Annotated in this window: 25 protein-coding genes, 1 pseudogene and 1 other annotated feature; of the genes and pseudogenes, 14 read left to right on the top strand and 12 right to left on the bottom strand. The window is 53.7% G+C overall.

Annotated features, from left to right (window positions below; translation table 11 throughout):
• Positions 1-167 precede the first annotated feature (167 nt).
• Positions 168-824 carry a serine protease gene (locus PZBJ_RS21900; protein WP_101764265.1) on the top strand — a complete coding sequence of 219 codons (657 nt, stop codon included), beginning with the start codon at positions 168-170 and terminating at the stop codon, positions 822-824.
• Here PZBJ_RS21900 and PZBJ_RS21895 read toward each other — a convergent pair whose 3' ends face one another.
• Together PZBJ_RS21895 and rnm are read right to left on the bottom strand one after the other, a co-directional pair.
• Complete coding sequence (locus PZBJ_RS21895; protein WP_101764264.1) at positions 825-1,445, bottom strand: L-threonylcarbamoyladenylate synthase; 621 nt, start codon at positions 1,443-1,445, stop codon at positions 825-827.
• A gap of 12 nt (positions 1,446-1,457) precedes the next feature.
• Positions 1,458-2,342, bottom strand: a complete 885-nt coding sequence (rnm, locus tag PZBJ_RS21890) for an RNase RNM (protein WP_101764263.1) — start codon at positions 2,340-2,342, stop codon at positions 1,458-1,460.
• 154 nt (positions 2,343-2,496) lie between these two features.
• Positions 2,497-2,605, top strand: a sequence feature (Trp leader region).
• Positions 2,606-2,628: 23 nt separating this feature from the next.
• Here rnm and PZBJ_RS21885 point away from each other — a divergent pair.
• From PZBJ_RS21885 to PZBJ_RS21855, 6 genes and pseudogenes are all read left to right on the top strand, one after another.
• Positions 2,629-4,191, top strand: a complete 1,563-nt coding sequence (locus tag PZBJ_RS21885; protein ID WP_101764262.1) for an anthranilate synthase component 1 — start codon at positions 2,629-2,631, stop codon at positions 4,189-4,191.
• Positions 4,191-5,784 (top strand): annotated as a pseudogene (gene trpD / locus PZBJ_RS24440) (bifunctional anthranilate synthase glutamate amidotransferase component TrpG/anthranilate phosphoribosyltransferase TrpD). Before PZBJ_RS21885 ends, trpD begins: the two are co-directional and overlap by 1 nt.
• A gap of 7 nt (positions 5,785-5,791) precedes the next feature.
• Positions 5,792-7,153, top strand: a complete 1,362-nt coding sequence (gene trpCF / locus PZBJ_RS21870; RefSeq protein WP_476703810.1) for a bifunctional indole-3-glycerol-phosphate synthase TrpC/phosphoribosylanthranilate isomerase TrpF — start codon at positions 5,792-5,794, stop codon at positions 7,151-7,153.
• A 46-nt stretch (positions 7,154-7,199) separates the two neighbouring features.
• Positions 7,200-8,393, top strand: coding sequence for a tryptophan synthase subunit beta (trpB, locus tag PZBJ_RS21865; RefSeq protein WP_101764259.1), 1,194 nt, complete (start codon positions 7,200-7,202; stop codon positions 8,391-8,393).
• Positions 8,393-9,196, top strand: a complete 804-nt coding sequence (gene trpA / locus PZBJ_RS21860; RefSeq protein WP_101764258.1) for a tryptophan synthase subunit alpha — start codon at positions 8,393-8,395, stop codon at positions 9,194-9,196. Before trpB ends, trpA begins: the two co-directional genes overlap by 1 nt.
• Before the next feature lie 249 nt (positions 9,197-9,445).
• Complete coding sequence (locus PZBJ_RS21855; protein WP_101764257.1) at positions 9,446-9,760, top strand: BON domain-containing protein; 315 nt, start codon at positions 9,446-9,448, stop codon at positions 9,758-9,760.
• Between the two features lie 46 nt (positions 9,761-9,806).
• Here PZBJ_RS21855 and ompW read toward each other — a convergent pair whose 3' ends face one another.
• Positions 9,807-10,439: an outer membrane protein OmpW gene (ompW, locus tag PZBJ_RS21850; RefSeq protein WP_064738828.1), complete on the bottom strand. Its 633-nt coding sequence runs from the start codon at positions 10,437-10,439 to the stop codon at positions 9,807-9,809.
• Positions 10,440-10,685: 246 nt separating this feature from the next.
• Here ompW and PZBJ_RS21845 point away from each other — a divergent pair, with 246 nt between their 5' ends.
• From PZBJ_RS21845 to yciA, 4 genes are read left to right on the top strand one after another with little or no spacing between them, the layout of a single operon-like run.
• On the top strand, positions 10,686-11,102 hold the full coding sequence (locus PZBJ_RS21845; RefSeq protein ID WP_101764256.1) for a YkgJ family cysteine cluster protein: 417 nt from the start codon (positions 10,686-10,688) through the stop codon (positions 11,100-11,102).
• A 27-nt stretch (positions 11,103-11,129) separates the two neighbouring features.
• Positions 11,130-11,864: a YciC family protein gene (locus tag PZBJ_RS21840; RefSeq protein WP_101764255.1), complete on the top strand. Its 735-nt coding sequence runs from the start codon at positions 11,130-11,132 to the stop codon at positions 11,862-11,864.
• A 58-nt stretch (positions 11,865-11,922) separates the two neighbouring features.
• The gene (locus tag PZBJ_RS21835; RefSeq protein WP_008106564.1) at positions 11,923-12,462 is read left to right on the top strand and encodes a septation protein A; all 540 of its coding nucleotides are present in this window, start codon (positions 11,923-11,925) and stop codon (positions 12,460-12,462) included.
• A gap of 54 nt (positions 12,463-12,516) precedes the next feature.
• On the top strand, positions 12,517-12,936 hold the full coding sequence (yciA, locus tag PZBJ_RS21830; RefSeq protein ID WP_007892397.1) for an acyl-CoA thioester hydrolase YciA: 420 nt from the start codon (positions 12,517-12,519) through the stop codon (positions 12,934-12,936).
• Positions 12,937-12,990: 54 nt separating this feature from the next.
• Here yciA and tonB read toward each other — a convergent pair whose 3' ends face one another.
• On the bottom strand, positions 12,991-13,719 hold the full coding sequence (tonB, locus tag PZBJ_RS21825) for a TonB system transport protein TonB (protein WP_206098231.1): 729 nt from the start codon (positions 13,717-13,719) through the stop codon (positions 12,991-12,993).
• Positions 13,720-13,924: 205 nt separating this feature from the next.
• Here tonB and PZBJ_RS21820 point away from each other — a divergent pair, with 205 nt between their 5' ends.
• Complete coding sequence (locus tag PZBJ_RS21820) at positions 13,925-14,221, top strand: YciI family protein (RefSeq protein WP_101764253.1); 297 nt, start codon at positions 13,925-13,927, stop codon at positions 14,219-14,221.
• 190 nt (positions 14,222-14,411) lie between these two features.
• Here the strand turns inward: PZBJ_RS21820 and PZBJ_RS24085 are convergent, their stop codons facing one another.
• The gene (locus PZBJ_RS24085; RefSeq protein ID WP_137385893.1) at positions 14,412-14,585 is read right to left on the bottom strand and encodes a YciY family protein; all 174 of its coding nucleotides are present in this window, start codon (positions 14,583-14,585) and stop codon (positions 14,412-14,414) included.
• A gap of 162 nt (positions 14,586-14,747) precedes the next feature.
• Between PZBJ_RS24085 and cls the strand changes: the two genes are divergently transcribed.
• Both cls and PZBJ_RS21810 read left to right on the top strand, forming a co-directional pair.
• Positions 14,748-16,208, top strand: coding sequence for a cardiolipin synthase (cls, locus tag PZBJ_RS21815; RefSeq protein ID WP_101764252.1), 1,461 nt, complete (start codon positions 14,748-14,750; stop codon positions 16,206-16,208).
• Between the two features lie 37 nt (positions 16,209-16,245).
• A complete protein-coding gene (locus tag PZBJ_RS21810) occupies positions 16,246-16,575 on the top strand; it encodes an HI1450 family dsDNA-mimic protein (RefSeq protein WP_206098230.1) in 330 nt (109 codons plus the stop codon).
• 43 nt (positions 16,576-16,618) lie between these two features.
• On the opposite strand, the gene oppF is transcribed toward PZBJ_RS21810, so the two are convergent.
• The 7 genes from oppF to PZBJ_RS21775 all read right to left on the bottom strand — a co-directional run bounded on the left by oppF (position 16,619) and on the right by PZBJ_RS21775 (position 25,231).
• A complete protein-coding gene (gene oppF, locus PZBJ_RS21805) occupies positions 16,619-17,623 on the bottom strand; it encodes a murein tripeptide/oligopeptide ABC transporter ATP binding protein OppF (protein ID WP_101764250.1) in 1,005 nt (334 codons plus the stop codon).
• Positions 17,620-18,639 (bottom strand): ABC transporter ATP-binding protein, encoded by a 1,020-nt coding sequence (gene oppD / locus PZBJ_RS21800; protein WP_101764249.1) that lies wholly within the window; start codon positions 18,637-18,639, stop codon positions 17,620-17,622. The genes oppF and oppD overlap by 4 nt, the downstream gene beginning before the upstream one ends.
• A gap of 11 nt (positions 18,640-18,650) precedes the next feature.
• On the bottom strand, positions 18,651-19,559 hold the full coding sequence (gene oppC, locus PZBJ_RS21795) for an oligopeptide ABC transporter permease OppC (RefSeq protein ID WP_101764248.1): 909 nt from the start codon (positions 19,557-19,559) through the stop codon (positions 18,651-18,653).
• Positions 19,560-19,574: 15 nt separating this feature from the next.
• Positions 19,575-20,495, bottom strand: a complete 921-nt coding sequence (oppB, locus tag PZBJ_RS21790) for an oligopeptide ABC transporter permease OppB (protein ID WP_007892378.1) — start codon at positions 20,493-20,495, stop codon at positions 19,575-19,577.
• Between the two features lie 80 nt (positions 20,496-20,575).
• On the bottom strand, positions 20,576-22,216 hold the full coding sequence (gene oppA, locus PZBJ_RS21785; protein WP_101764247.1) for an oligopeptide ABC transporter substrate-binding protein OppA: 1,641 nt from the start codon (positions 22,214-22,216) through the stop codon (positions 20,576-20,578).
• A gap of 159 nt (positions 22,217-22,375) precedes the next feature.
• Positions 22,376-24,010 carry an ABC transporter substrate-binding protein gene (locus PZBJ_RS21780; protein WP_101764246.1) on the bottom strand — a complete coding sequence of 545 codons (1,635 nt, stop codon included), beginning with the start codon at positions 24,008-24,010 and terminating at the stop codon, positions 22,376-22,378.
• A gap of 573 nt (positions 24,011-24,583) precedes the next feature.
• Positions 24,584-25,231: a YchE family NAAT transporter gene (locus PZBJ_RS21775; RefSeq protein ID WP_008106584.1), complete on the bottom strand. Its 648-nt coding sequence runs from the start codon at positions 25,229-25,231 to the stop codon at positions 24,584-24,586.
• Positions 25,232-25,659 lie beyond the last annotated feature (428 nt).

Here is a 25,659-nt window from a genome sequence, read left to right as displayed (position 1 = left end):
TCGTTCAACTTACAAATCATTAACGAACCACTGTGCAATTTCACTGATATTACAAACCGGCGCGCGCGGGACTAGACGCGTTTATTCATTTACGGAATGAATTTAATTTGCATGTCGAAAGTCTTCACCAGGGATTTTACGGACATGCTTTAAAGAAGATCACAGCCATGAAAACCTCTCTGCTTTGGCCTGCGCTCGCTGCGCTGGCTCTGAGCGGTTGTTCCGTGGGCCACACTGAGTACAGTCGTACTGCGATGCAACACGTTGATATGAGCGTGACAGGCATTCCGACCGTGCTGGGTTTGGGCATTCTCGGTACAACCATTCCTTTGACGCCAGAATACAGCCTGACGGCGGCGCACGTGGCAAAAACGGCCGTGCAGCGTGTCAAGGCCTATCATCCTTATTGCGACGTCGCGATTATTTATCACAAAAACAGTCCAGAAACGCTGGCGAAATTCCGCAACGGTGCTATTGGCGAACCGATTAAAATGTACGGTTACAGCTTTATTTCCGCTATGCCGGTGGAATCGAGCGGCGTTAATTTAGCGCGTACCGCCATTACCAATAATTGGAATAAAAAGCCCTGTATGGCGATGGCATCAAATGCTGGCGTGGTGCAAGGGATGTCGGGTGGCGCGGTATATAATGCGGACCAAACTATTGGCGGGGTGATTGTCGGTTACAGCCATGAAATATCTAACGTTCGCAGCAAGAAAATCATCTTAAAAGATGTCTCGCTGTATATTCCGTACGGGGATTTCAAAACCTGGCTGGAATCCAATATTGGTCAGACGCAGAAAGCCACGCCTGACCATGCATGATTACTGGAACGGGCTCGTGTCACCGACACCTTCGCGCACCACCACCGGCGCATCGCTGGTGAGATCGATCACCGTGGTCGGCTGCTGTCCCAGCGTGCCGCCATCGATGATCAGATCCACCAGCTTGCCAATGCTGTACTGAATCTCTTCCGGATCGGACTCGGTGAAATCATTGCCGGACAGCATCAGCGAAGTCGACATCATCGGCTCGTTGAGGCGCTCCAATAGCGCCAGCGCCACCGGGTTGGACGGCACGCGTAGCCCGATGGTTTTACGTTTGTCATTCATCAGACGACGCGGCACTTCTTTCGTCGCCTTCAAAATGAAGGTGTAGTTGCCCGGCGTGTTGTTTTTCAGGAGGCGAAACGCGGAGTTATCCACCTGCGCGTACGTCGACAGCTCCGACAGATCGCGGCACATCAGCGTAAAGTTGTGATTGCCATCCAACTGGCGAATGCGACAAATGCGTTCCATGGCATTTTTCTCTTCCAGACGACACCCCAGCGCATAGCCAGAGTCGGTTGGATAAACAATCACGCTGCCTTTATTGAGATAATCAACGGCCTGATTTACCAGGCGCGGCTGCGGATTGTCGGGATGAATGTGAAAATATTGACTCATAAAAACCTCATATCACCTGTCTGTAATAGCACTGCTGGGCGCCAATGCGGGGAAGCGTTCCCAAACCGGCTCCACGCCGCCCGGTAGCCATAACTTGCGTCCCAGTTCTATCCACGGACAAGGTTGGTGGAAATCTGATCCCTGCGACCCGGCTAACTGATGGTCATGCGCATAGGTTGCCAGCTGCGTGCGCTCGTTGGGCGCTTGCTGGCACTGCGCGACCTCCATGGCATCGCCACCCACGTCGGCAAAATGCGCAATCAGCCGCTTTAACCATTTAGCCGACAAACCATAACGACCGGGATGCGCCAAAACGGCATAGCCGCCAGAATGATGAATAGCATCAATGGCTTGTTTAATTGTACACCATTGCGGCGGCACGTAGCCGGTTTTCCCGCGCGCCAGATAATTCTTGAATACCTGCGCCATATTGTCGGCTTTGCCAATCTCCACCAGATAACGCGCAAAGTGGCCACGCGTGATCAAGCCGCCCTGCGCCAGTCGCTGCGCACCGGCTAGCGCATCAGGAATGCGAGCGCGCTCGAGGCGTTCGGCAATCTGCTGCGCACGATCAAGGCGTGTCTGATACTGCTGCGCAAGGAATTCAGTCAGCGCGGGATGCTGGCAATCGACATTCAGCCCCACAATGTGGATTTCGTGATTTTCCCATAAGGTTGATGCTTCTAAACCGGCTAGCACGCGGATCGGTAGATCCTGTTGCATCACTGCCGCCTGCGCTTCTGCCACGCCCGCCACCGTGTCGTGATCGGTAATCGCCAGCACACCGACTTTCATCTCAACCGCGCGCTGCACCAGCGCGGTCGGCGTCAATAAGCCGTCAGAAGCCAGCGTATGGCTGTGTAAATCGTAAAGGGGAAAACGAGCGATGTCCGACAAAATAACTCCAGCAACTGCATAAACCGGCAGGCATGATAACGATTTTGCCCCTGGCTGAAAAAGGGTATTGACATTTTTCGCCCGAACCAGTTAACTAGTACACAAGTTCACACGTAACGGGTATTTAATCATGACTATTTTTGGTACGCATCTAAATGGTTGGTGGCGCGAAGATCCCTTTATCGGGCGACGTCGTCGTGCACAATTTGCGTAACCGCAGTGCAGATTGATACCTAAGCCCGCCACCGAGCGGGCTTTTTTTTGAGCGAAATTCAGAGAATCCATTATGGCTATTGCGAAACCTACATTGAAGTTGATAACCGGTACCGCGCCCTACCGCGAAGATCCGGCCGCAGTGTTTCATCAGTTATGCGGCGCACGTCCAGCAACTCTGCTGCTTGAATCCGCAGATATCGACAGCAAACAAAACCTGAAAAGCCTGTTAATCGTGGATAGCGCGCTGCGCGTCAGTGCGCTGGGCAACATCGTCACCATCAAAGCGCTGTCGGAAAATGGTCGCGCCATCTTGCCGCTGCTGGACGAGGCGCTGCCCTCTGAGGTGCGTATCGAGGTGCGCCCTGATGGCCGCGAGCTGCATTTCACCCAGCCGCAAGGCATGCAGGACGAAGATTCCCGCCTGAAGGCCCTTTCCGTATTTGATGCGCTGCGCCTGATCCCGCAACTGGTGAACAGCCCGGAAGAGGAGCGTGAAGCGATGCTACTTGGCGGCTTGTTCGCTTATGACTTAGTGGCCGGTTTCGAAGATCTGCCGCAACTGCGCAACGAACAGCGTTGCCCGGATTACTGCTTCTATCTGGCCGAAACCTTACTGGTGATCGACCATCAGCAGCGCACTGCTCGCCTGCAGGCCAGCTTATTCAGCCCATCGACCAGCGAGTTCCAGCGTCTGCAAGGCCGCATCGAACAACTGCGCGGCCAGATGACGCAAGCAGCGCCCGCATTGCCGGTCCAGCGCGTCGAGCACATGACGCTGAGCACCAGTCAGAGCGATGAAGAGTACTGCAACGTGGTGCGTGAGATGCAGGAAGCGATTCGCATTGGCGAAATCTTCCAGGTTGTCCCTTCACGTCGCTTCTCGCTGCCGTGCCCTTCTCCACTGGCCGCTTACGACACGTTGAAAAACAGCAATCCAAGTCCTTACATGTTCTTTATGCAGGATCAGGATTTCGCGCTGTTTGGTGCCTCGCCAGAAAGCTCACTGAAATATGACGCGACGTCGCGTCAGATTGAGATCTACCCGATTGCCGGTACGCGTCCACGCGGCCGCCATGCCGATGGCTCGCTGGATCGCGATCTCGACAGCCGCATCGAACTGGAAATGCGCACCGACCATAAAGAGATGGCTGAGCACCTGATGCTGGTGGATTTAGCACGTAACGATTTGGCGCGTATCTGTGTGCCGGGCAGCCGTTACGTGGCAGACCTGACTAAAGTTGACCGCTACTCATTCGTGATGCATCTGGTGTCACGCGTGGTCGGCACGCTGCGCGCAGATCTCGACGTGCTGCACGCCTACCGCGCCTGCATGAACATGGGCACGCTGAGCGGCGCACCGAAAGTGCGTGCGATGCAACTGATTGCCGGGAAAGAAGGCACACGTCGCGGCAGCTACGGCGGCGCAGTCGGCTATTTCACCGCTAACGGCGACCTTGATACCTGCATCGTTATCCGTTCCGCGTGGGTTGAAGACGGTGTAGCCACCGTACAAGCCGGCGCCGGTGTGGTGCTGGATTCCCAGCCCCAGGCAGAAGCGGACGAGAGCCGCAATAAAGCGCGCGCGGTATTGCGTGCCATCGCAACAGCCCATCACTGCAAGGAGATTTTCTGATGGCCGATATCCTGCTGCTCGATAACATCGACTCCTTTACTTACAACCTCGTTGATCAGCTGCGTACCTTTGGCCATAACGTGGTGATTTACCGCAACAACGTGCCCGCTGAGGTGCTGATTGAACGCCTGCAGCAGATGGAAAACCCAATTCTGATGCTGTCGCCGGGTCCGGGCGCGCCGAAAGATGCCGGATGCATGCCAGATTTGCTGCAAGCGCTGCGCGGTCGTCTGCCGATTATCGGCATCTGTCTCGGTCATCAGGCGATTGTTGAAGCTTACGGCGGCCATGTCGGTCAGGCCGGCGAGATCCTGCACGGCAAAGCCTCTTCTATTACCCACGATGGCGAAGGCATGTTCGCTGGCCTGAGCAATCCGCTGCCGGTGGCGCGCTATCACTCGCTGGTCGGTAGCAATACGCCAGCCGAATTGACCGTTAACGCCAGCTACAACGGCATGGTGATGGCCGTGCGCCACGATGCCGACCGCGTCTGTGGCTTCCAGTTCCACCCCGAATCCATTCTCACCACTCAGGGCGCGCGCTTATTAGAACAGACGTTGGCCTGGGCGCTGGCGAAGTAATAGGGAGATTATGATGCAAACTATTCTGGAAAAACTTTATCAGTCTGAGACGCTGAGCCAGGGCGAAAGCCACCAGCTATTTAGCGCTATCATTACCGGTCAGCTGGAGCCGACGCAGTTAGCCGCCGCGCTGATTGCCATGAAAGTCCGTGGCGAGCGTCCGGAAGAGATCGCCGGTGCCGCTTCCGCGCTGCTGGCCGATGCAAAACCGTTCCCGCGCCCGGATTACACCTTTGCCGATATCGTCGGTACCGGCGGTGACGGCAGCAACAGCATCAATATCTCCACCGCCAGCGCCTTTGTTGCGGCAACCTGCGGCCTGAAAGTGGCAAAGCACGGTAATCGCAGCGTCTCCAGCAAATCGGGTTCTTCCGATCTGCTGGCGGCATTTGGCATCAATCTGGATATGCCTGCGGAACAAGCACGTGAGGCGCTGGACGATCTCAACGTCTGCTTCCTGTTTGCTCCGCAGTACCACAGCGGTTTTCGTCACGCGATGCCGGTACGTCAGCAGTTGAAAACCCGTACCATCTTTAACGTGTTGGGTCCGCTGATTAACCCTGCGCGTCCACCGCTAGCGGTGATTGGCGTGTATAGCCCGGAGCTGGTACTGCCAATCGCCCAAACGCTAAAAGTGCTCGGCTATCAACGTGCGGCTGTGGTTCACGGCGGCGGCATGGATGAAGTGGCGCTGCACAGCCCAACGCAGGTCGCCGAGCTGCGTGATGGCGAAATCACTGGCTATCAGCTGACGCCAGAAGACTTCGGTTTTGGCTTCCATGATAAAGACGCGTTGGCAGGCGGCACGCCGGAAGAAAACCGTGACATTCTGACCCGTTTACTCCAGGGTAAAGGCCAGCCCGCCCATGAGCAGGCGGTGGCGGTGAACGTCGCAATGTTACTGAAAGTGTTCGGAAATGAAGATTTGCGCGACAACGCACAGCGCGCCATCGCTGCCATTCGCAGCGGACAGGCCTACAAGCGCGTTGTCGCTCTGGCAGCGAGAGGATGAGATGAGTATTAAGGGCACTGTTTTAGAGAAAATCGTACAAGATAAAGCCGTCTGGGTTGAAGCGCGCAAAGCACAGCAGCCGCTGGCCACCTTCCAGAACGATTTGCAGCCTGCGGAACGTCATTTTTACGATGCACTGCGTGGCTCACGCACCGTATTCATCCTGGAATGCAAAAAAGCATCGCCCTCCAAAGGGCTGATTCGCGAGGATTTCGATCCCGCCACCATCGCTGGCGTATATCGTCATTACGCTTCAGCGGTGTCGGTGTTAACCGATGAAAAATACTTCCAGGGCGATTTTGCGTTCCTGCCGATTGTTAGCGCCGCCATCACGCAACCGGTGTTGTGCAAAGACTTCATCATCGATCCGTATCAAATCTATCTGGCACGTCATTATCAGGCCGACGCCATTCTGCTGATGTTGTCGGTGCTCGATGATGAGCAATATCGTCAGCTCGCCGCCGTGGCGCACAGCCTGAAAATGGGCGTGCTGACCGAAGTCAGTAATGAAGAAGAGATGGAACGCGCGATTGCGCTGGAAGCCAAAGTCGTCGGCATTAATAACCGCGACCTGCGCGACCTGTCCATCGACCTGAATCGCACGCGTCAGTTAGCGCCGCGCCTCGGACATGGCGTCACCGTCATCAGCGAATCTGGCATTCACAATTATGCGCAGGTTCGTGAGCTGAGCCACTTCGCTAACGGCTTCCTGATTGGCTCCGCGCTGATGGAAGAAGCCGATCTCACCGCTGGCGTGCGACGCGTATTGCTCGGTGATAATAAAGTCTGCGGCCTGACCCGCGCCGAAGATGCACGTGGAGCGCAGGAAGCCGGCGCCATTTACGGTGGCTTGATCTTCGCTGAAGGCTCACCGCGTAAAATCAGCCGCGAGCAGGCGCAGATTGTGCAGGCGGCTGCCCCGCTGAAGTATGTTGGCGTATTCCGCAACAATGCGGCAAGTGACATTGTCACGCTAGCGGAAAGTTTAAAACTTTATGCGGTGCAGCTGCACGGCGATGAAGATCAGGCGTTCGTCGCAGAATTGCGTCAGGCGCTGCCAGCAGACACCAAAATCTGGAAAGCGCTGAGCATTAAAGAGCAGTTACCTGCGCGCGACTGGCCGCACGTCGATCGTTACGTGTTTGATAATGGCCAGGGCGGCACCGGCCAGCGTTTCGATTGGTCACTGCTGCAAGGCCAGGATCTCAGCAATGTGCTGCTGGCCGGTGGCCTAAGCGCGGACAACTGCGTAGAGGCCGCGCAGCTGGGCTGTGCCGGCCTCGATTTCAACTCCGGCGTAGAATCTGCGCCAGGCATTAAAGATGCCAGCAAAGTCGCGGCGGTATTCCGCACGCTGCGCGCCTATTAATTTCGCTTGCCCGCCATGGCGCGGGCCGAATAAGGAAGATGAAAAAATGACCACGTTATTGAATCCCTATTTTGGCGAGTTTGGCGGCCAGTACGTACCACAAATCCTGATGCCAGCCTTGCGCCAGTTGGAAAATGCGTTTGTTGAAGCGCAGCGCGATCCCGAGTTTCAGGCCGAGTTTACTGACCTGCTGAAAAACTACGCTGGACGCCCAACGGCTTTGACGCTGTGCAGCAACCTGACTAAAGGCAGCAAAACCCGCCTTTATCTTAAGCGTGAAGATTTGCTGCACGGTGGTGCGCATAAAACTAACCAGGTGCTGGGTCAGGCGCTGCTGGCCAAGCGTATGGGCAAAAACGAGATTATCGCGGAAACCGGCGCCGGTCAGCACGGTGTCGCGTCAGCGTTAGCCTGTGCCCTGCTGGGTATGAAGTGCCGCATTTATATGGGTGCCAAGGATGTTGAGCGTCAGTCGCCAAACGTATTCCGTATGCGTCTGATGGGCGCGGAAGTGATTCCGGTGCATAGCGGCTCAGCCACGCTGAAAGATGCCTGTAACGAGGCGCTGCGCGACTGGTCTGGCAGCTATGAAACCGCGCACTACATGCTCGGCACCGCCGCTGGCCCGCATCCGTTCCCGACTATCGTGCGTGAATTCCAGCGCATGATTGGTGAAGAGACCAAAGCCCAGATTCTGGAGCGCGAAGGTCGCCTGCCGGATGCGGTGTTAGCCTGCGTGGGCGGTGGTTCGAACGCTATCGGCATGTTCGCTGATTTTATCGAAGAAGAAAGTGTTGGCCTGATCGGCGTAGAGCCGGCCGGTCACGGGATCGAAACCGGAGAACACGGTGCGCCGCTCAAGCACGGTCGCGTGGGTATCTATTTCGGTATGAAAGCGCCGATGATGCAGACCGAAGAGGGGCAGATTGAAGAATCCTACTCAATCTCTGCAGGTCTGGACTTCCCGTCAGTGGGTCCTCAGCATGCGCATCTGAACAGTATCGGCCGCGCGGAATATGTTTCGATCACCGATGACGAAGCGCTCAGCGCCTTTAAAGAGCTGTGCCGTGCTGAAGGGATTATTCCTGCGCTCGAATCCTCACACGCGCTGGCACATGCACTGAAAATGATCCGCGAAAATCCGGAAAAAGAGCAGCTGCTGGTGGTTAACCTTTCTGGTCGCGGCGATAAAGACATCTTCACCGTTCACGATATTTTGAAAGCCAAGGGAGAGATCTGATGGAACGTTACAATCAGCTGTTTCAACGTCTGTCGGCGCAGCAAGAAGGCGCGTTTGTCCCCTTCGTTACTCTCGGCGATCCGTCACCTGAACTGTCGCTAAAAATTATCGATACCCTGGTGGAAGGCGGTGCGGATGCGCTAGAGCTCGGTATTCCGTTCTCGGATCCGCTGGCCGACGGCCCAACCATACAGGGCGCGACGCTGCGTGCCTTTGCTTCCGGCACCACCGTGGCGCAGTGCTTTGAAATTCTGGCGACCGTGCGCCAGAAATATCCCGAGCTGCCGATTGGCTTGCTGATGTACGCCAATCTGGTGTTCAGCAAAGGTATCGATAACTTTTATGCACAGTGTGAAGCGGTGGGCGTCGATTCCGTGCTGGTTGCGGATGTGCCGCTGGAAGAGTCTGCGCCCTTCCGTCAGGCTGCGCTGCGCCACAATGTGGCACCGATCTTTATCTGTCCACCAAATGCTGACGATGAACTGCTGCGTGAGATCGCTGCGCACGGTCGCGGTTATACCTATTTGCTGTCACGCGCAGGCGTCACCGGTTCGGAAAATCGTGCCAGCCTGCCGCTGCATCACCTGATCGAAAAGCTGCGTGAGTTTAACGCTGCGCCGCCGCTGCAGGGCTTTGGTATCTCTGAACCCGGCCAGGTGAAAGAAGCCATCGCCGCCGGTGCGGCGGGTGCCATTTCCGGGTCGGCAATTGTGAAAATTATTGAGCGTAACCAGAACGATCCGGCAACGCTGCTCAGCGAACTGAAAGCCTTTGTGAGCAGTCTGAAAGCAGCCACCCGCTAAAATCTTCAGGGCCTCATTCGCTGGTGCGGATAAGGCCTTTTTATTGCCACAATTATCCCCAAACTCAAATTCCCGTCTACTCTCAGATTTTCTCGCCCAGCTAAAACTGCGATTGGATCATTAAGTGGTAAAAACGCCCTTTTTCTGACTTTTTCGCGCGCGCCGATTTGCTGATTTCGCATCTCCAGACCACAATTAACTGCGCCGCCCCATTGCGGCGAAACATCATCTAAGACAGGGAGATAACCAATGAAATTTTTCAAAGTCGTTGCAGGATTTATGATGGCTGCGGTAATGGCGCTGGCACTTAGCGCGTGTGCACCCACAGCAACCAAAGAAGGCACTGGCGGTTACATCGACGATACCGTGGTAACCACCAAAGTTAAGGCTCAGCTATTGAATGACGAGTCGCTGAAATCGACCGAAATTAACGTTGAAACCTTCAAGGGTAAAGTTCAGCTGAGCGGTTTTGTCAGCTCCCCGCAGATGGCAAATCGCGCGGTGGCCGTAACGCGTAGCGTGGCGGGTGTGAAATCTGTGGTTAACAATATGCAGATCAAATAATACAACGGGCGACCTTCTGGTCGCCCGCTTCATTTCTGGTTGCCGATTAGAATCGATATCCCGCACCAAAGAAGAACACCCACGGATCGATACGCGTGTTGATGTTTTGCTGCTCACCGCCAGCTTTAAATTTCACTTCGGTATCAATATCCATGTACCACAGCGATGCGTTCAGCATCCAGTCGCGGTTGATTTGATAATCCAGACCAACCTGGCCCGCCATGCCCCACGAGTCTTTGACGCTCAGGTCGCTTAAACCGGCATCCTCACCCGTTTGGTTGAATTTGGCATCGTAAAAGGTGGTGTAGTTGATACCGACGCCAACGTACGGGCGGACTTTACTTTTGCTATCAAAGAAATAGTACTGCGCCATTAAGGTTGGCGGCAGCTGACGAACGGTGGCCAGATTACCGGTGGCGCCCAGTCCAACCTTATGACGGAACGGGGTTGCAGCCAGCAGCTCAACGCCGATGTTATCCGTTGCCATATAGGTGAAGGTCAAGCCCAGCTGCGTATCGTTGCTAACGTTAAAGCCGCCCATACCCAGCACATTGTCAGAGCCTTCGGTCGGACGAACGGTGGCGCTACCTGCACGCATAAAGAAATCACCGGCTTCATGAGCCAGAGCCAGTTGCGGAATTGCCAGCGCCATCAGCAGTGCGCATTTTGCCAGTTTCATAATCACTCCTTTGCCAAATAAAGATGGGTCACAATGTTGAATGCGGCACAACATTTACCCCTTTTTTGGTAAAAGATCATCTGCATCAATCTAAATTAATCACTTAAAAAACAATGAATTGATTCAGATCAATTTTGGCTTTACAGCGCGTAATAAAAGTCCGCTTGCGAAAATTTTTCGCCGTGACTATTTTAACTTTCCCCTGTGTGATTTTGGTTCGATACCTTAAAGGTGGCGGGCGATCAGATGAGCGATTCACTAAATCCTTGCGTGACCTGTGGCGCATGCTGCGCGCACTTCCGTGTCTCTTTTTACTGGGCCGAAGCCGATGATGGCGCCGGTGCTGTTCCCGTTGAATTAACCGAACCGTTAACCCCGTTTATGCGCAATATGCGCGGCACCAACCAACGCCAGCCGCGCTGTATTGCGCTGCAGGGCGACGTCGGCGGCTGCGTATCCTGCGGCATTTATCAGCAGCGTCCTTCGCCCTGTCGGGAGTTTTCGATGTCCGGCGAGAACGGTGAACAGAACGAAGCCTGCGATCGCGCCCGTGCTCGCTACGGTCTTCCTGCGCTTTTTCACCCTTCTTTACCTGTTATGACAGAAAGTTATCCCAATGCGGGTGCCAGCACGCCAGTAGAACATGTACAATCGCCGGGTTAATTAATCCGGTTCTTTCAAGGAGTTTACATGTCTATCACGGCAAGCTCGTTATACCGTGACACAGGAAATTTTTTGCGCCATCAGCTGGTTACTATTTTACTGCTGGCGCTGCTGACCTCGTTCATTACTGTGATCGTCGGCCACGCGTTAACGCCAGGTGAAGACCAGCTCTCGTTGTTGAGCCAGTCCGATGACAGCGCATCGTCGCTGTTTGAGCTGGTACAAAATATGTCTCCGGATCAGCAGCGCATTTTGCTGCGCGCTTCCGCTGCAGGCACGTTCGCTGCGTTGATTGGCAACACGCTGCTGCTGGGTGGCATGCTGCTTCTGATCCCTATGGTATCGGGCGGACAACGCGTCAGCGCGCTGCGCGCTATTGGTGCATCTGCGCCCATCCTGCCAAAGCTGCTGCTGCAGACCTTCCTGATTACCCTGCTGGTTCAATTGGGCTTTATGGTGCTGATGGTACCGGGCGTGATTCTGGCGATCCTGTTTTCACTGGCACCGGTGATTCTCGCCAATGAGAAGCTCGGCGTGATTGGCGCGATGCGTGCCAGCATGCGTCTCGCCTGGAAGAATATTAAGGTTATCGCACCGGCTATTGTGCTGTGGCTGCTGGCCAAAATTGTGCTGATGTTCTTCTTCTCATCGCTGACCGTGCTGCCCGCCAATATCGCCTCCGTGGTGTTGAACGCGCTGGGTAACCTGGTCTCCGCAGTGCTGATTATCTACCTGTACCGGCTGTATATGCTGTTACGTTAATCGTTATGGCGCTCACCCGGGCGCCATAACTGTACGCTCCTGCCTACTTGGAAACGCTATGAAGCAGTTACTCGATTTTCTTCCCCTGGTGGTTTTCTTCATCTTCTACAAGCTGTACGACATCTTTGTTGCTTCTGGCGCACTGATCGTTGCCACCGGTCTGGCGCTGGTCGTCAGTTGGGTGCTCTACCGCAAGCTGGAAAAGATGACCATTTTTACCTTTGTGCTGGTCGCGGTATTCGGCACGCTGACGCTGGTATTCCATAACGATGAATTCATCAAATGGAAAGTCACGGTGATCTATTCGCTGTTTGCCGTCGCGCTGCTCTACAGCCAGTGGTTTATGAAGCAACCGCTGATCCAAACCATGCTGGGTAAAGAGTTACAACTGCCTTCAGGCGTGTGGCGCAATCTCAACATTGCCTGGGCAATCTTCTTCCTCGCCTGCGGCTTAGCGAATATTTATGTTGCGTTTTGGTTATCGCAGGAATTTTGGGTTAACTTTAAGGTGTTCGGTCTGACCGGCCTGACCCTACTCTTTACCCTGTTAAGCGGCGTGTATATCTGGCGACAGATGCCGCAACAAGAACAAAAATAATGCCACTCCGCCCGACAGCGTCGGGCTTCTCTTCACCTGCAGAAGAACTGAGCAATGGACGAAAAACATAAGTCGCCGCAAGGCGAGATGGTGTTGCGTACCCTGGCCATGCCAGCGGATACCAATGCTAACGGAGATATCTTTGGTGGCTGGTTGATGTCGCAGATGGATATGGGCGGCGCAATTAAGGCGAAAGAGATTGCCGAAGGACGTGTCGTCACCGTGCGCGTGGACGGAATGACGTTCCTTAAACCGGTGGCGGTTGGCGATGTGGTGAGCTGCTACGCACGCTGCATCCGCACCGGCAACAGTTCCATGACCATAAACGTCGAAGTGTGGATAAAGAAAGTGTCGTCCGAACCGATTGGACAGACCTACTGCGCAACCGAAGCGGTGTTTGTCTACGTCGCTGTCGACAATACCGGTCAATCTCGCCCGTTGCCGCCCGGCAGAAGCAATTTAAGCGATCTGTAACATTAAAAAAGCGGTCATCTGACCGCTTTTTTATTGCCTCTCAGCCACGAGTGCTTATTCGATATTGGCGCCACCATTGATGCGGAATACGATGTTCATGGTGAGATTCTTGCCCGGACGACCTGGCTGATAACGCCACTTCTTCATCGCCTGCTTCACTTCGCGCTCGAACATGTTGCGCGGTTCTGCCGACAAAATCTGGACGTTATCCACACGACCGTCGCTATCAACGTCAAACTGCACCCGCACACGTCCCTCAACACGCAGCGCGAACGCACGTGCCGGATAGGCAGGCTTGCTGACGCTCATCGCTTTCGGACCATCTGAAATGCTCGGCGTTGCGGTCGGATTGGCTTTCGGCGCGGTTGTTGGACGCGTCTGCGTGGTTGGCGCTTCCTGCTTAAACGGATTTTCCTGCGGCTTCACTTGCTGACGCGGTTTCGGCTCAACCTTCTTTTCAACCTTTGGCTTCGGTTTAGGTTTTGGCTTCGGCTTAGGTTCCGGTTTAGGAATCGGTACCGGCTCAACCTTCGGCGGCTCTGGCGCCACTTCAGGCTCCGGCTCAGGTTCAGGTGGCGGCGGCGTGACCTGAGCAGGCGCAGGTTCGGGTTGCACTTCCGGAGCCACCAGCGAAACGCTGATAGGCTGGGACGCTTTTGGAACTTCAATCACCTGATGAAAAGATGCATAGAGAATGCCAGCGATCAACGAACCGTGAAGTACCACGGATAAAATTACAGCAATGGGGGTACGTGAAGGTAAAGGCGTAGTCAACGTGGTCATATCATTCATGTTCATTGAGTGAAGCGCAGATTTTAAATGCAAATAGCAATCAGTTTCAATAAGCGATGTGCAAGCGCCCCGCAGAAAGGTCTTTTTTAACCCTGATTGCGCTGAATGACAGCGTATTTATCTTTCGTTTGCACTCTGATTAACGATCACTTAACGTGTCACGCAATTTCGGCAAGTCTAACGGGAGTATCCCATCGTGCTTTACGTCATTTATGCGGAAGATACCGCTGATTCACTGGAAAAACGCAACTCGGTACGTCCCGCGCATCTTGCTCGTTTGAAGCTGTTGCAAGATGAAGGTCGACTGATTGCTGCGGGTCCGCTACCAGCAGTTGACAGCAACGATCCAGGCCCGGCCGGTTTCAGCGGTTCCGTGATCATCGCCGAATTCTCTTCGCTGGAAGTCGCGGAATCATGGGCCAAGGATGATCCCTACATTGCCGCAGGCGTGTATGAGAAAGTCGCGGTCAAACCGTTCAAACGCGTTTTCTAATCTATGTGGTTGTCAGTTTTACTGCTGGTGATAGCATTCGCTCTCATCGGCAGAGCACTTTGGCTATGGCGTCAGCAAGGCTGGCGCAACGCTCGTCAGCACGTTGTAATGTTAATTGTGCTGGCAGCGGCAGTAGAGATGGTCAATGTCATCCGGGTGCTACGCGGCGCATGATGGCCGCGTAAACCCATCAGTCCATTTGCGAGATAAACAGGATGGAGCGGCGATGTTGCTGCGCCACCTGATGACGAATGGTATGGATGCGCTTATAACGACGCGACTGCCCTTCCAGCCAGCGAGAACGACGACGGTGTACCTGACGTAACATTCTCCAGCGCGCCACTTCATTTTTGCTGCGTCTCATAACATCCTCTCAGACAGGCTAAACTCGGCAGGCATTATAAAGATCTGCCAGGAAATGCCAAATCGAAAGCTTCATCGAAACGTCATTCACGATTAAAGGTTTCACTCCCTGTGATCAGCACGTAAACTTTGCACAACAAAGCGCGAACAGGACGTCCACTTAATGACCACATTTTATACCCTAATCAGTTGGTTGCTGCTGTTTGGTTACTGGCTGCTGATTGCGGGTGTCACGCTACGTATTCTGATGAAACGCCGCGCAGTCACCTCAGCAATGGCCTGGCTGCTGATCATCTACATTCTACCGCTGGTGGGTATAATCGCTTATCTCTCTTTTGGTGAGCTGCATTTAGGTAAAAGGCGTGCTGAACGCGCGCGCACCATGTGGCCCTCCACCGCCAAATGGCTCAACGATCTCAAACAGTGCCGGCATATCTTCGCCACTGAACACAGCGACGTGGCGCGGTCCCTGTTTGATTTGTGCCGCCATCGTCAGGGCATCGCCGGCGTGAAAGGTAATCAGCTGCAGTTGCTGACCAACTCCGATGACGTGATGCACGCACTGATCCGTGATATCCAGCTGGCACGGCATAATATCGAGATGGTGTTCTATATCTGGCATCCCGGCGGGCTGGCCGATGAAGTGGCGGAATCGCTGATGGCTGCATCGCGTCGCGGTGTACATTGCCGTTTGATGCTGGATTCAGCGGGCAGCGTCACCTTCTTCCGCAGTCCGTGGGTCAATATGATGCGCAATGCCGGCATCGACGTGGTTGAAGCATTGCAGGTAAGCCTGCTGCGCGTGTTCCTGCGCCGCATGGACCTACGTCAGCATCGCAAAGTGGTGCTGATCGATAACTACATCGCTTATACCGGCAGCATGAATCTGGTCGATCCACGCTTCTTTAAGCAGGAAGCCGGCGTGGGCCAATGGATTGACCTGATGGCGCGCATGGAAGGCCCGGTGGCCACCACCATGGGCATTGTGTATGCCTGCGACTGGGAGATTGAAACCGGTAAACGCATTCTGCCGCCCGCGCCGGATGGCAACGTGATGCCCTTCGAACAGGAGAGCGGGCATACCATTCAGGTGATCGCTTCTGGGCCCGGCTTTCCGGAAGATATGATCCACCAGGCGTTACTCACAGCGGTCTACTCCGCGCGTCAGCAGCTGATTATGACCACGCCCTACTTTGTGCCGAGCGATGACCTGCTGCACGCCATCTGTACCGCAGCGTTACGCGGTGTGGAAGTGAGCATCATTGTGCCGCGCCATAATGATTCGCTGCTGGTAGGCTGGGCGAGTCGTGCCTTCTTCACCGAACTGCTGGAAGCCGGCGTGAAGATTTACCAGTTTGAAGATGGCCTGTTGCATACCAAAAGTGTGCTGGTTGACGGGCAGCTGAGTCTGGTCGGCACGGTAAATCTGGATATGCGCAGCCTGTGGCTCAACTTTGAGATCACTCTGGTGGTTGATGATGACGGCTTTGGCAGCGATCTCGCTACCGTGCAGGATGATTACATCGCCCGCTCACGCTTACTGGATGGTGCTCGCTGGGCTAAACGTGCCTGGTGGCAACGCATCGTTGAACGACTGTTTTACTTCTTTAGTCCTTTACTGTAAAACGAGCGAAAATATTACCGCCTCAGGGCAAGCAGGAATGACCATGGATTTAAATAATCGCCTTACTGAAGATGAAACGCTGGAGCAGGCTTACGATATTTTTCTTGAGCTGGCTGGCGACAATCTCGATCCCGCTGACATTATTCTGTTCAATCTGCAGTTTGAAGAGCGCGGTGGCGCGGAACTGTTCGATCCTGCGGAAGACTGGCAGGAACATGTTGATTTCGATCTCAACCCAGACTTCTTCGCAGAAGTGGTGATTGGATTAGGTGAAGCCGACGGAGAGCCGATCACTGATGTGTTCGCACGCGTCCTGCTTTGCCGCGAGAAAGATAACAAACTCTGCCACATCCTGTGGCGCGAGTAAGCGACAGACAAAAAAACGCCGGGCAATCGCCCGGCGTTTTCATTTACAGCGGATCGACTTTTAAACAAGAGACCGCATGACGGAAGCTGCCTTCCAGCAGCGGCCGGGTTTTCGCGCACTCTGGTCCGGCAATCGGGCAACGGGTGCGGAACACGCATCCCGATGGCGGATTGATCGGCGATGGCAGCTCTCCTTCCAGCAGCTGGATTTGCTTGTTCTTCTCCAGGTCCGGATCGGGAATCGGCACCGCTGACATCAGCGCGCGGGTGTAAGGATGCTGCGGATTGTTATACACCGCATCGTAAGTACCCAGCTCAACCGCATGCCCGAGATACATCACCAGCACGCGATCGGAGATGTGTTTTACCACCGCCAAATCGTGCGCGATAAAGATCAGTGACAGCCCCATTTCTCGCTGCAATTGCTGCAACAGGTTAACGACCTGCGCCTGAATCGACACGTCCAGCGCCGATACCGGCTCATCGCAGATGATCAGCTTTGGCTCGAGAATCAGCGCACGCGCGATGCCAATACGCTGACACTGGCCGCCCGAGAACTCGTGCGGATAGCGGTTGATGAGGTTAGGTAACAACCCGACCTTCATCATCATGGTTTTCACCTTATCCTTCACTTGCTGGCCCGGCATCTTTGGGTAATAGGTGCGCAGCGGTTCCGCAATGATATCGCCAATGGTCATACGCGGATTGAGCGATGCCAGCGGATCCTGGAAGATCATCTGGATATCGCTGCGCGCCTGACGCCATTGCTCCTGGCTTTGCCCGAGCAGATCGCGTCCTAACCAGGCGACGCGCCCTTCTGTGGCTTTTACCAGGCCAATGATGGCACGGGCCAGCGTTGATTTACCGCAGCCTGACTCGCCTACCACGCCCAATGTTTCACCTTCGTACAAACGCAGACTGACGCCGTCGACCGCTTTCAGGGTATGCGGTGGCTGCCAGAACCACTGTTTGCCATCCTTAATCTCGAAGTGCACCTTAAGGTCGGCGATCTCCAGCAGGACTTTTTTCTCTTCGACTACGGTGCTCATACTAACTCCTCCACCGGCTTGAAGCAGGCACGTAAGCGCCCTTCAGCGAAAGGCTCCAGCGGCGGTGCCTTGGCACAAATGTCCATGGCGTAGGCGCAGCGAGGCTGGAACGGACAGCCTTGCGGCAGGCGCAGCAAATTTGGCGGGTTGCCTGGAATGGTGGTCAGCGACTCGCCCTCCTCAGCATCCAGACGCGGCACCGCACTCAGCAAGCCAATCGAGTATGGATGGGCAGGATGATAGAACACATCGCGTGCGCGTCCATATTCCATGGTACGACCGGCGTACATCACCAGCACTTTGTCACAGATACCCGCTACCACGCCGAGATCGTGGGTAATCATCACAATCGCGGTATTGAATTCGCGCTTCAGCTCATTCAGCAGCGTCATGATCTGCGCCTGTACGGTCACGTCGAGCGCCGTAGTCGGCTCATCGGCAATCAGCAGCTTCGGCCGACACAGCAGCGCCATCGCAATCATCACACGCTGACGCATACCGCCCGAGAACTCATGCGGAAACATCTTCATACGCTTACGCGCTTCCGGCATTTTCACCGCATCCAGCATGCGCACCGACTCTTCGAACGCCTGCGCGCTGTTCATGCCTTTATGCAGCTTCAGCACTTCCATTAACTGCTCGCCGACGCGCATGTAAGGGTTAAGCGACGTCATTGGATCCTGGAAGATCATCGCAATCTGCTCTGCGCGCAGTTTGTTGAGCTTGCTTTCCGGCAGATTGAGGATCTCTGCGCCGTTAAATTTCGCTGAACCGCCAATGCGCCCATTTTTTGCCAGCAGCCCCATCAAGGCAAACGCGGTTTGCGATTTCCCCGAGCCGGATTCGCCAACAATGCCCAGAGTTTCACCCGCATGCAGTGAAAAGTTGAGGTCGTTCACAGCGGTGACATCGCCATCGTGGGTGCTGAAGGTGACGCGCAGGTCTTTTACATCAAGCAGCAGGTTATTGTTTCCCGCACGTGCAGCCAGGGCTGGCTGAAATTCATGAATGGTCATCGGGAAACTCCTTAACGATCTTTCGGGTCGAGGGCATCACGCAAGCCATCGCCGATAAAGTTAAAACAGAACAGCGTGACCACGAGGAAACCTGCCGGGAACATCAGTAACCACGGCGACACTTCCATCGAGTTGGCGCCATCGCTTAGCAATGCGCCCCAACTGCTCAGCGGTTCCTGAGTTCCGAGGCCAAGGAAGCTGAGGAAAGATTCGAACAGTATCATGCTCGGCACCAGCAGCGAGGCATACACCACCACCACGCCTAATACGTTTGGCACAATGTGACGCAGCACGATTTTGAAGGTGCTCACACCGCCGACCTGCGCCGCTTCGATGAACTCTTTGCGCTTCAGGCCCAGCGTCTGCCCACGTACGATACGCGCCATATCCAGCCACGACACCATGCCGATCGCCACAAAGATCAGCAGAATGTTGCGACCAAAGAAGGTTACCAGCAGGATAACGAAGAACATGAACGGGAAGGAGTTGAGGATCTCCAGAATACGCATCATCACTGAGTCGGTTTTACCGCCCAGATAACCCGCCAGTGAGCCATACAGCGTGCCCACCAGCACCGCGATCAGCGCGGAGGCAATGCCCACCATCAGCGAGATACGGCCACCAATCGCAACGCGCACCAGCAGATCGCGACCCGATGAATCGGTGCCAAACCAGTGGCCGGAGACGGTATCCGGCGCGGCAGACATCATCGCCCAGTCGGTATCGTCATATTTGAACTGCGACAACATCGGGGCGAACACCACGAACAAAGTGATCACCAGCAGCACCAGCAGGCTGATGAAGGCTGCACGGTTGTGAATAAAGCGGCGACGCGCATCCTGCCAGAGGCTGCGCCCTTCGACTTCCAGTTTTTCACTGAAGGCATCCAGAGCTTCGCTGTTTTTCTTACTTAACATCATGGGCGAGCTCCACAATCAGTAACGGATTTTCGGATCGATCACGGCGTACAGCACATCAACGATCGCGTTAAACAGAATGGTCAGCACGCCAACCAGAATGGTCAGACTCATCACCAGCGAGTAGTCACGGTTCAACGCCCCGTTAACGAACAGCTGGCCGATGCCCGGCAAACCATAGATGGATTCAATCACCATGGAACCGGTGATGATGCCGACAAACGCCGGTCCCATATAGGAAAGCACCGGCAACATGGCAGGCTTCAGCGCGTGACGCAGCACGATACGACGCAGTGGCAGTCCTTTAGCGCGCGCGGTACGGATGAAGTTTGAATGCATCACTTCAATCATCGAACCACGGGTAATACGCGCGATGCTGGCGATGTAGGCCAGCGACAGCGCCACCATTGGCAGCAACATGTAATTCCATTGGCCGCCGTTCCAGCCGCCGCCTGGTAGCCAGCGTAAAGTAATCGCAAACACCAGCACCAGTAACGGTGCCACGACAAAGCTGGGGATCACCACGCCGGTCATCGCGACCCCCATCACGGCATAATCCCACAAACTGTTTTGCTTCAGGGCGGCGATCACGCCAGCCGTTACGCCCAGCACCACGGCGAGGAAGAAGGCAGCCAGACCAAGTTTGGCTGACACCGGGAAGGCGTGGCCGACCAGATAATTGACCGAGTAATCTTTGTATTTAAACGAAGGGCCAAAGTCGCCATGTGCCAACTGCACCAGGTAGCTCAGGTACTGCTTGCCAATTGGATCGTTGAGATGGTACTTCGCTTCGATATTCGCCATCACTTCCGGCGAGAGGACACGTTCGCCGGTAAATGGACTGCCGGGTGCCAGTCGCATCATAAAGAAAGAGATGGTGATGAGGATAAACAGCGTCGGGATGGCTTCAAGGAGCCGACGCAGGATGAATTTTAACATTGCCGTACCTACCAGGCTGTTGCTTCACAAAGTAAAAAGGCGGTGCCGCAGCACCGCCACTGTCGATAGCCTGAGTGCTATTAATGCTTAATGATATACAGGTTTTTATCGACGGTTTTATCCAGCGGATCGTTGCCGGTGTAACCGCCCACGTAAGGTTTCACCAAACGCGCATTGACGTAGTAGTAAACCGGTACGATGGTGCTGTCTTTATCCAGAATCTGCTCAGCTTTCTGATAATCCGCTACGCGCGCTTTATCGTCTGTGGCTTTCACCGCATCGTGAATAACTTTATCGAAGTCAGCGCTTTTGTAATGCGAGGTGTTACTGCTGCTGTCAGACAGCATGATGTTCAGGAATGAAGTCGGTTCGTTGTAATCCGCACACCATGCCGCACGAGAGACATCAAAGTTGCCCTGATGACGCGTGTCGAGGAAGGTTTTCCACTCCTGGTTTTCCAACTTGATGTTCACGCCGATGTTTTTCTTCCAGATAGAAGAGGCCGCGATCGCCAGTTTCTTGTGCAGATCGGAGGTGTTGTACAGCAGGTTGAAGGTCAGCGGTTTATCCGCGGTGTAACCCGCTTCAGCCAGCAGCTTTTTCGCTTCTTCGTTACGCTTGTTCTGATCCCACTTGAACCAATCCGGCGGCAGCAGTTCCATGCCATCGGTGGCTGGCGGGGTGAAGCTGTAAGCCGGTTGCTGACCTTGTGCCAGAACCTTGTTCACCATGATGTCGCGATCCAGACCGAGTTTCAGCGCGGTACGCACGCGTGGATCGGTGAATGGCGCTTTCTGGTTATTGATTTCGTAGTAATAGGTGCACAGGTATGGCTTGACCATCAACTCTTTGCCGTTGTCCCGCTGCAGTTTTTTGAACAGCTCGATAGGCATGTTGTTGTAAGTGATATCGCTGCCGTTCTCAGAGAAGTAACGGTTAACGTCGCTGACTTCGGAGTTAATTGGCAGGAAGGTGACTTTGTTCAGCACGGTGTGCTCGTTATCCCAATACTGCGGGTTACGCACCAGCGTTACGCGTTCGTTGATCACGTGCGATTCAAGTTTAAAGGCGCCGTTACCGACCCAGTTTTGCGGTTGAGTCCACTGATCGCCAAATTTGTCGATCGCCGGCTTATACACCGGAGACATCACGGAGTTGATCAGCAGTTTATAGAAGTACGGCACGGGCTCGCTCAGCGTCACTTCCAGCGTGTGATCGTCGATGGCTTTTACGCCCAGCTCGGAAGTTGGCTTTTTACCGGCGATGATGTCGTCAACATTGACGATGTGGCCGTATTGCGGATAGCTGGCATAAGGCGATGCGGTTTTCGGATCGACCAGGCGCTGCCAGCTATATACGAAATCTTGTGCAGTAACCGGCTCACCGTTGGACCATTTTGCGTTCTTGCGCAGGTGGAAAGTCCAGACTTTGAAATCTTTGTTTTCCCAGCTTTCTGCCACGCCCGGTACCGGTTTGCCATCGCTGTCGCTGGTGATTAAACCTTCATACAGGTCACGCGCGATGTTGTCTTCGGGTACACCTTCAATCTTGTGGGGATCCAGCGACTGTACTTCATCGCCGTTACCGCGAACCAGTTCCTGTTTTGCTGCCAATTCAACGCCTGCTGGCACTGTTGCTGCCAGCGCGGCATTCCCTGCCAGCGCGCCGATTGCGGCTGATACGCCCGCGGCAATCAGGCTTTTTTTTGTGATGTTGTTCATTATTACGCTCCAGTTTTATTATCTTTACCGGGTCGATTTAACGCCCGGCGTACCCCGTTTCCAGGTGATCTTCGCGTGTCTGAACGAAGACCCTAATCACCCTTCAGGGTTTACCACGGTAAAGTGTCGCCCGACTGTAGCGCCGGATCGGCCCATTACTCAATGTTTCTTTATGTAATAGTATTTCAACGCCAGCATGTCCTGCGGATCCTTGCCGGTAAAACCGCCCACCCAGGGTTTTACCAACCGCACGCTAACGCGGTAATAGACAGGTACGATTGGCGAGTCTTTATCGAGTTGCGCTTCCGCCTGCTGATAAAGCGAGGCGCGCTTTGCTTCGTCTGCGCTGGTTAATGTTTGCTTCATCAACTGGTCAAACGCCGGGCTGTGGTAAAACGCGGTGTTATTGGATGAACTGCTCAACAGCATATTCAGGAAGGTAGAAGGTTCGTTGTAATCTGCGCACCATGTGGCGCGCACCACGTCATACTGCGCCTGATGGCGCGTCTCCAGCAGCGTTTTCCACTCCTGGTTCTGCAATGTAACCACCGCCCCCAAATTTTTTTGCCACATCGAGGCCGCAGCAATCGCCTGTCGCTTGTTTTGTTCGGAGGTGTTGTACAGCAGCGTAAAACGCAGCGGGTTTTGCTGATTAAAGCCGGCATCGGCTAATAACTGTTTGGCGCTGGCATTACGCTCGGACTGCGTTTGTTGCGCCCAGGCCGGTGGGGAAAGCGTGATACCGTGGGTAAACGGCGGCGTCAATCCGTAGGCAGGAATCTGGCCCTGGCCCATGATCTTCTGCGCAATGATGTCGCGATCGAGGGTTAACTTTAGCGCGGCGCGTACGCGCGCGTCATCGAATGGCGCTTTTTTGTTATTAATTTCGTAATAGAAGGTGCACAGCAGTGGGCTAATTTTGACCTCATCGCCGAGATCCTGCTGTAACTTTTTGAACATTTCCGGCGGCACCACGCTGTTGGTCATATCGGTGCCACCGCTGCGATAGCGGTTGATATCGCTGTTCTCTGAGGAGAGCGGTAAAAATACGCCCTCTTCTATCACCGTGTGGGCATTATCCCAATACTGTGGATTGCGTTTCACCACGATTTTTTCATTTACCACCCACTCCGCGAGTGTAAAAGCGCCATTGCCAACATAGTGTTGCGGCTGTGTCCACTGCTCGCCCCACTGCTCTATCGCCGGACGATAGACCGGTTTCATCGCGCTGTGAGCCAGCATGGCAACAAAGTAGGGAACGGGTTCAGAAAGGGTGACTTGCAGATGACGATCGTCGAGGGCTTTAACGCCGAGTTCAGAGGGTGCGGCTTTGCCAGACAGAACGGCGTCAACGTTCGCCACATGCGCAGCCTGTAAGTAGCTGGCGTAAGGCGAAGCTGTTTTAGGATCGGCCAGGCGCTGCCAGCTGTAGACGAAATCCTGAGCAGTAACAGGCTGGCCGTTACTCCAGCGCGCATCGTCACGCAGCGTGAAAATCCAGATGCGCCCTTCTTCGCTTTGCCATTGCTTAGCGACACCGGGGACGAGTTGACCGTTATTATCGGTTTCAACCAGGCCTTCCAGTAAATTACGCATGACATTGGATTCCGGCACGCCTTCTGCTTTCTGCGGATCAAGCGTTGCCACCTCACTGCCATTATTAATCACGATACGCTGTAATTCAGATAATTGCGTGCCCGCGGGAATTTGGGCTGCCTGGCTTGCTGCCAGTGCGCCTGTAAGGCAGAGGGCAAGCACTGAACGTACTGCCGTTTTCGCTACCATGCATTTCATCAACAAATATCAACCTTAATCATAAGCCTGATAGCCTGTAAGCAAGAAGCGTACACATTTGTCACTATCATATAAAAAATTTGTGATGTGCCGAAAATTATCAGAACAGATGCCCGCACGCCAAAGCTAAACTGCAAAAATGTTAGCAGATTCTCTTTTATCACGTTCGGGTGAGTAGGAAAAGTGTTAATTCTTTTATTGAATTATCGATTAACCAAGTGATTTTAAAGTTATTTGTAGGATAACTGCATGTAATTTACTCGTTATTGTTCTTTCAATATGATTTTTACGAATTCGACTATAAAATTAGCCATTATCCGCATAAAGAGTCATCGATTAACTTATCAACTTTTCTCAAATGCTAATTTCAAAGATATGTGCAGAACAATTATCTGTGACGATTATCACAGTTTAGTGTGAGGTTTTACTCGGATGGGATGAGGATAGTAGTAAAAGTGATGCTGGACGTTTGCAGTTAAGGCTAATGAATAAATTAACCAAAATGGTGCAATAAAATGAAGATATGCACCATTTTGGATCGTGAAATCTCTTAAAAGAAAAAAATAACTTCGTTTAATTCAGCAAACCAGGAAAAATAGATTTCATACCTGTAACAATAAACTCGATGCCCAACGCCATTAACAACAAGCCCATAATACGGGTAATCACGTTAATCCCGGTTTGTCCAAGCACCCGCACCATCAACGGTGCTGCGCGGAACAGCAGCCAACAGCAAAAGGCGAAAATGGCAATCGCGATACTAAAACCAATTAAGTTCTGCCAGCTGTGATAACGCGTACTCCAGACAATGGTTGAACTAATTGCACCGGGACCAGCCATTAACGGTAACGCTAGCGGTACCACGCCAATGCTTTCGCGAATAGCGCTCTCTGACTTCTCCTGCTTGTTCTGCTTATCCTCACCCAGTTTTCCGCTGATCATCGACATCGCGATAGTGACCACCAGAATACCGCCAGCAATACGGAATGAATCTATCGAAATGCCAAACAGATGCAGGATGCCATCGCCAAGAAACAGTGACGTCCAGAGGATGATGGCCACGGCCAGGTTGGCGGTAAGATTGGTTTTATTACGTTCAACCACCGCCTGATAGCTGGTCATGCTGATAAAGACCGGGATGATACCTACCGGATTTACCAGGGCAAACAAACCGACAAAAAACTTAATGTAGCCGGAAAGATCGAGTAGCACGGGATTCAAAGTAGGCTCCGGTAAAGTCTGAGTAGAAAAGCGCGCTTAATGTAGTGCATAAGCCGGGCGAAAAACCAGAGGTGGCGGCAGAAATTTATGCTATCCGTCTGGCTTTGAGCCAGTTTTTTCAACTGCTGTTAACCGTTGGTTATTGCGATGCAGCCGATGCGTGCAGAATATGTGGCACATCGCGCTAACTTTACTTGCGAAAGTTAGTGCTGAAAGGTGTCAGCTTAGATCCGGATTGATCTGCATCAAAATTTACCTACCTCATCAGGGGTAATCTTACCCCGTCGAAACAACTTCCTGACGCTTAAGTATCTTGACCAGGAAACCCTTTTAGTAAGCAACGGCAAAACAGACGCCAACCTGCCCAATATATAAGCATAGCGTGACTATACTTCTGGATTCAGGCTTGTTTACTAAAAGAGTTTAAC

Origin of the sequence: Pantoea endophytica, assembly GCF_002858935.1 — a bacterium.
GTDB classification, from domain to species: domain Bacteria; phylum Pseudomonadota; class Gammaproteobacteria; order Enterobacterales; family Enterobacteriaceae; genus Pantoea; species Pantoea leporis.
This window is presented reverse-complemented; position numbering and strand designations above follow the sequence as displayed.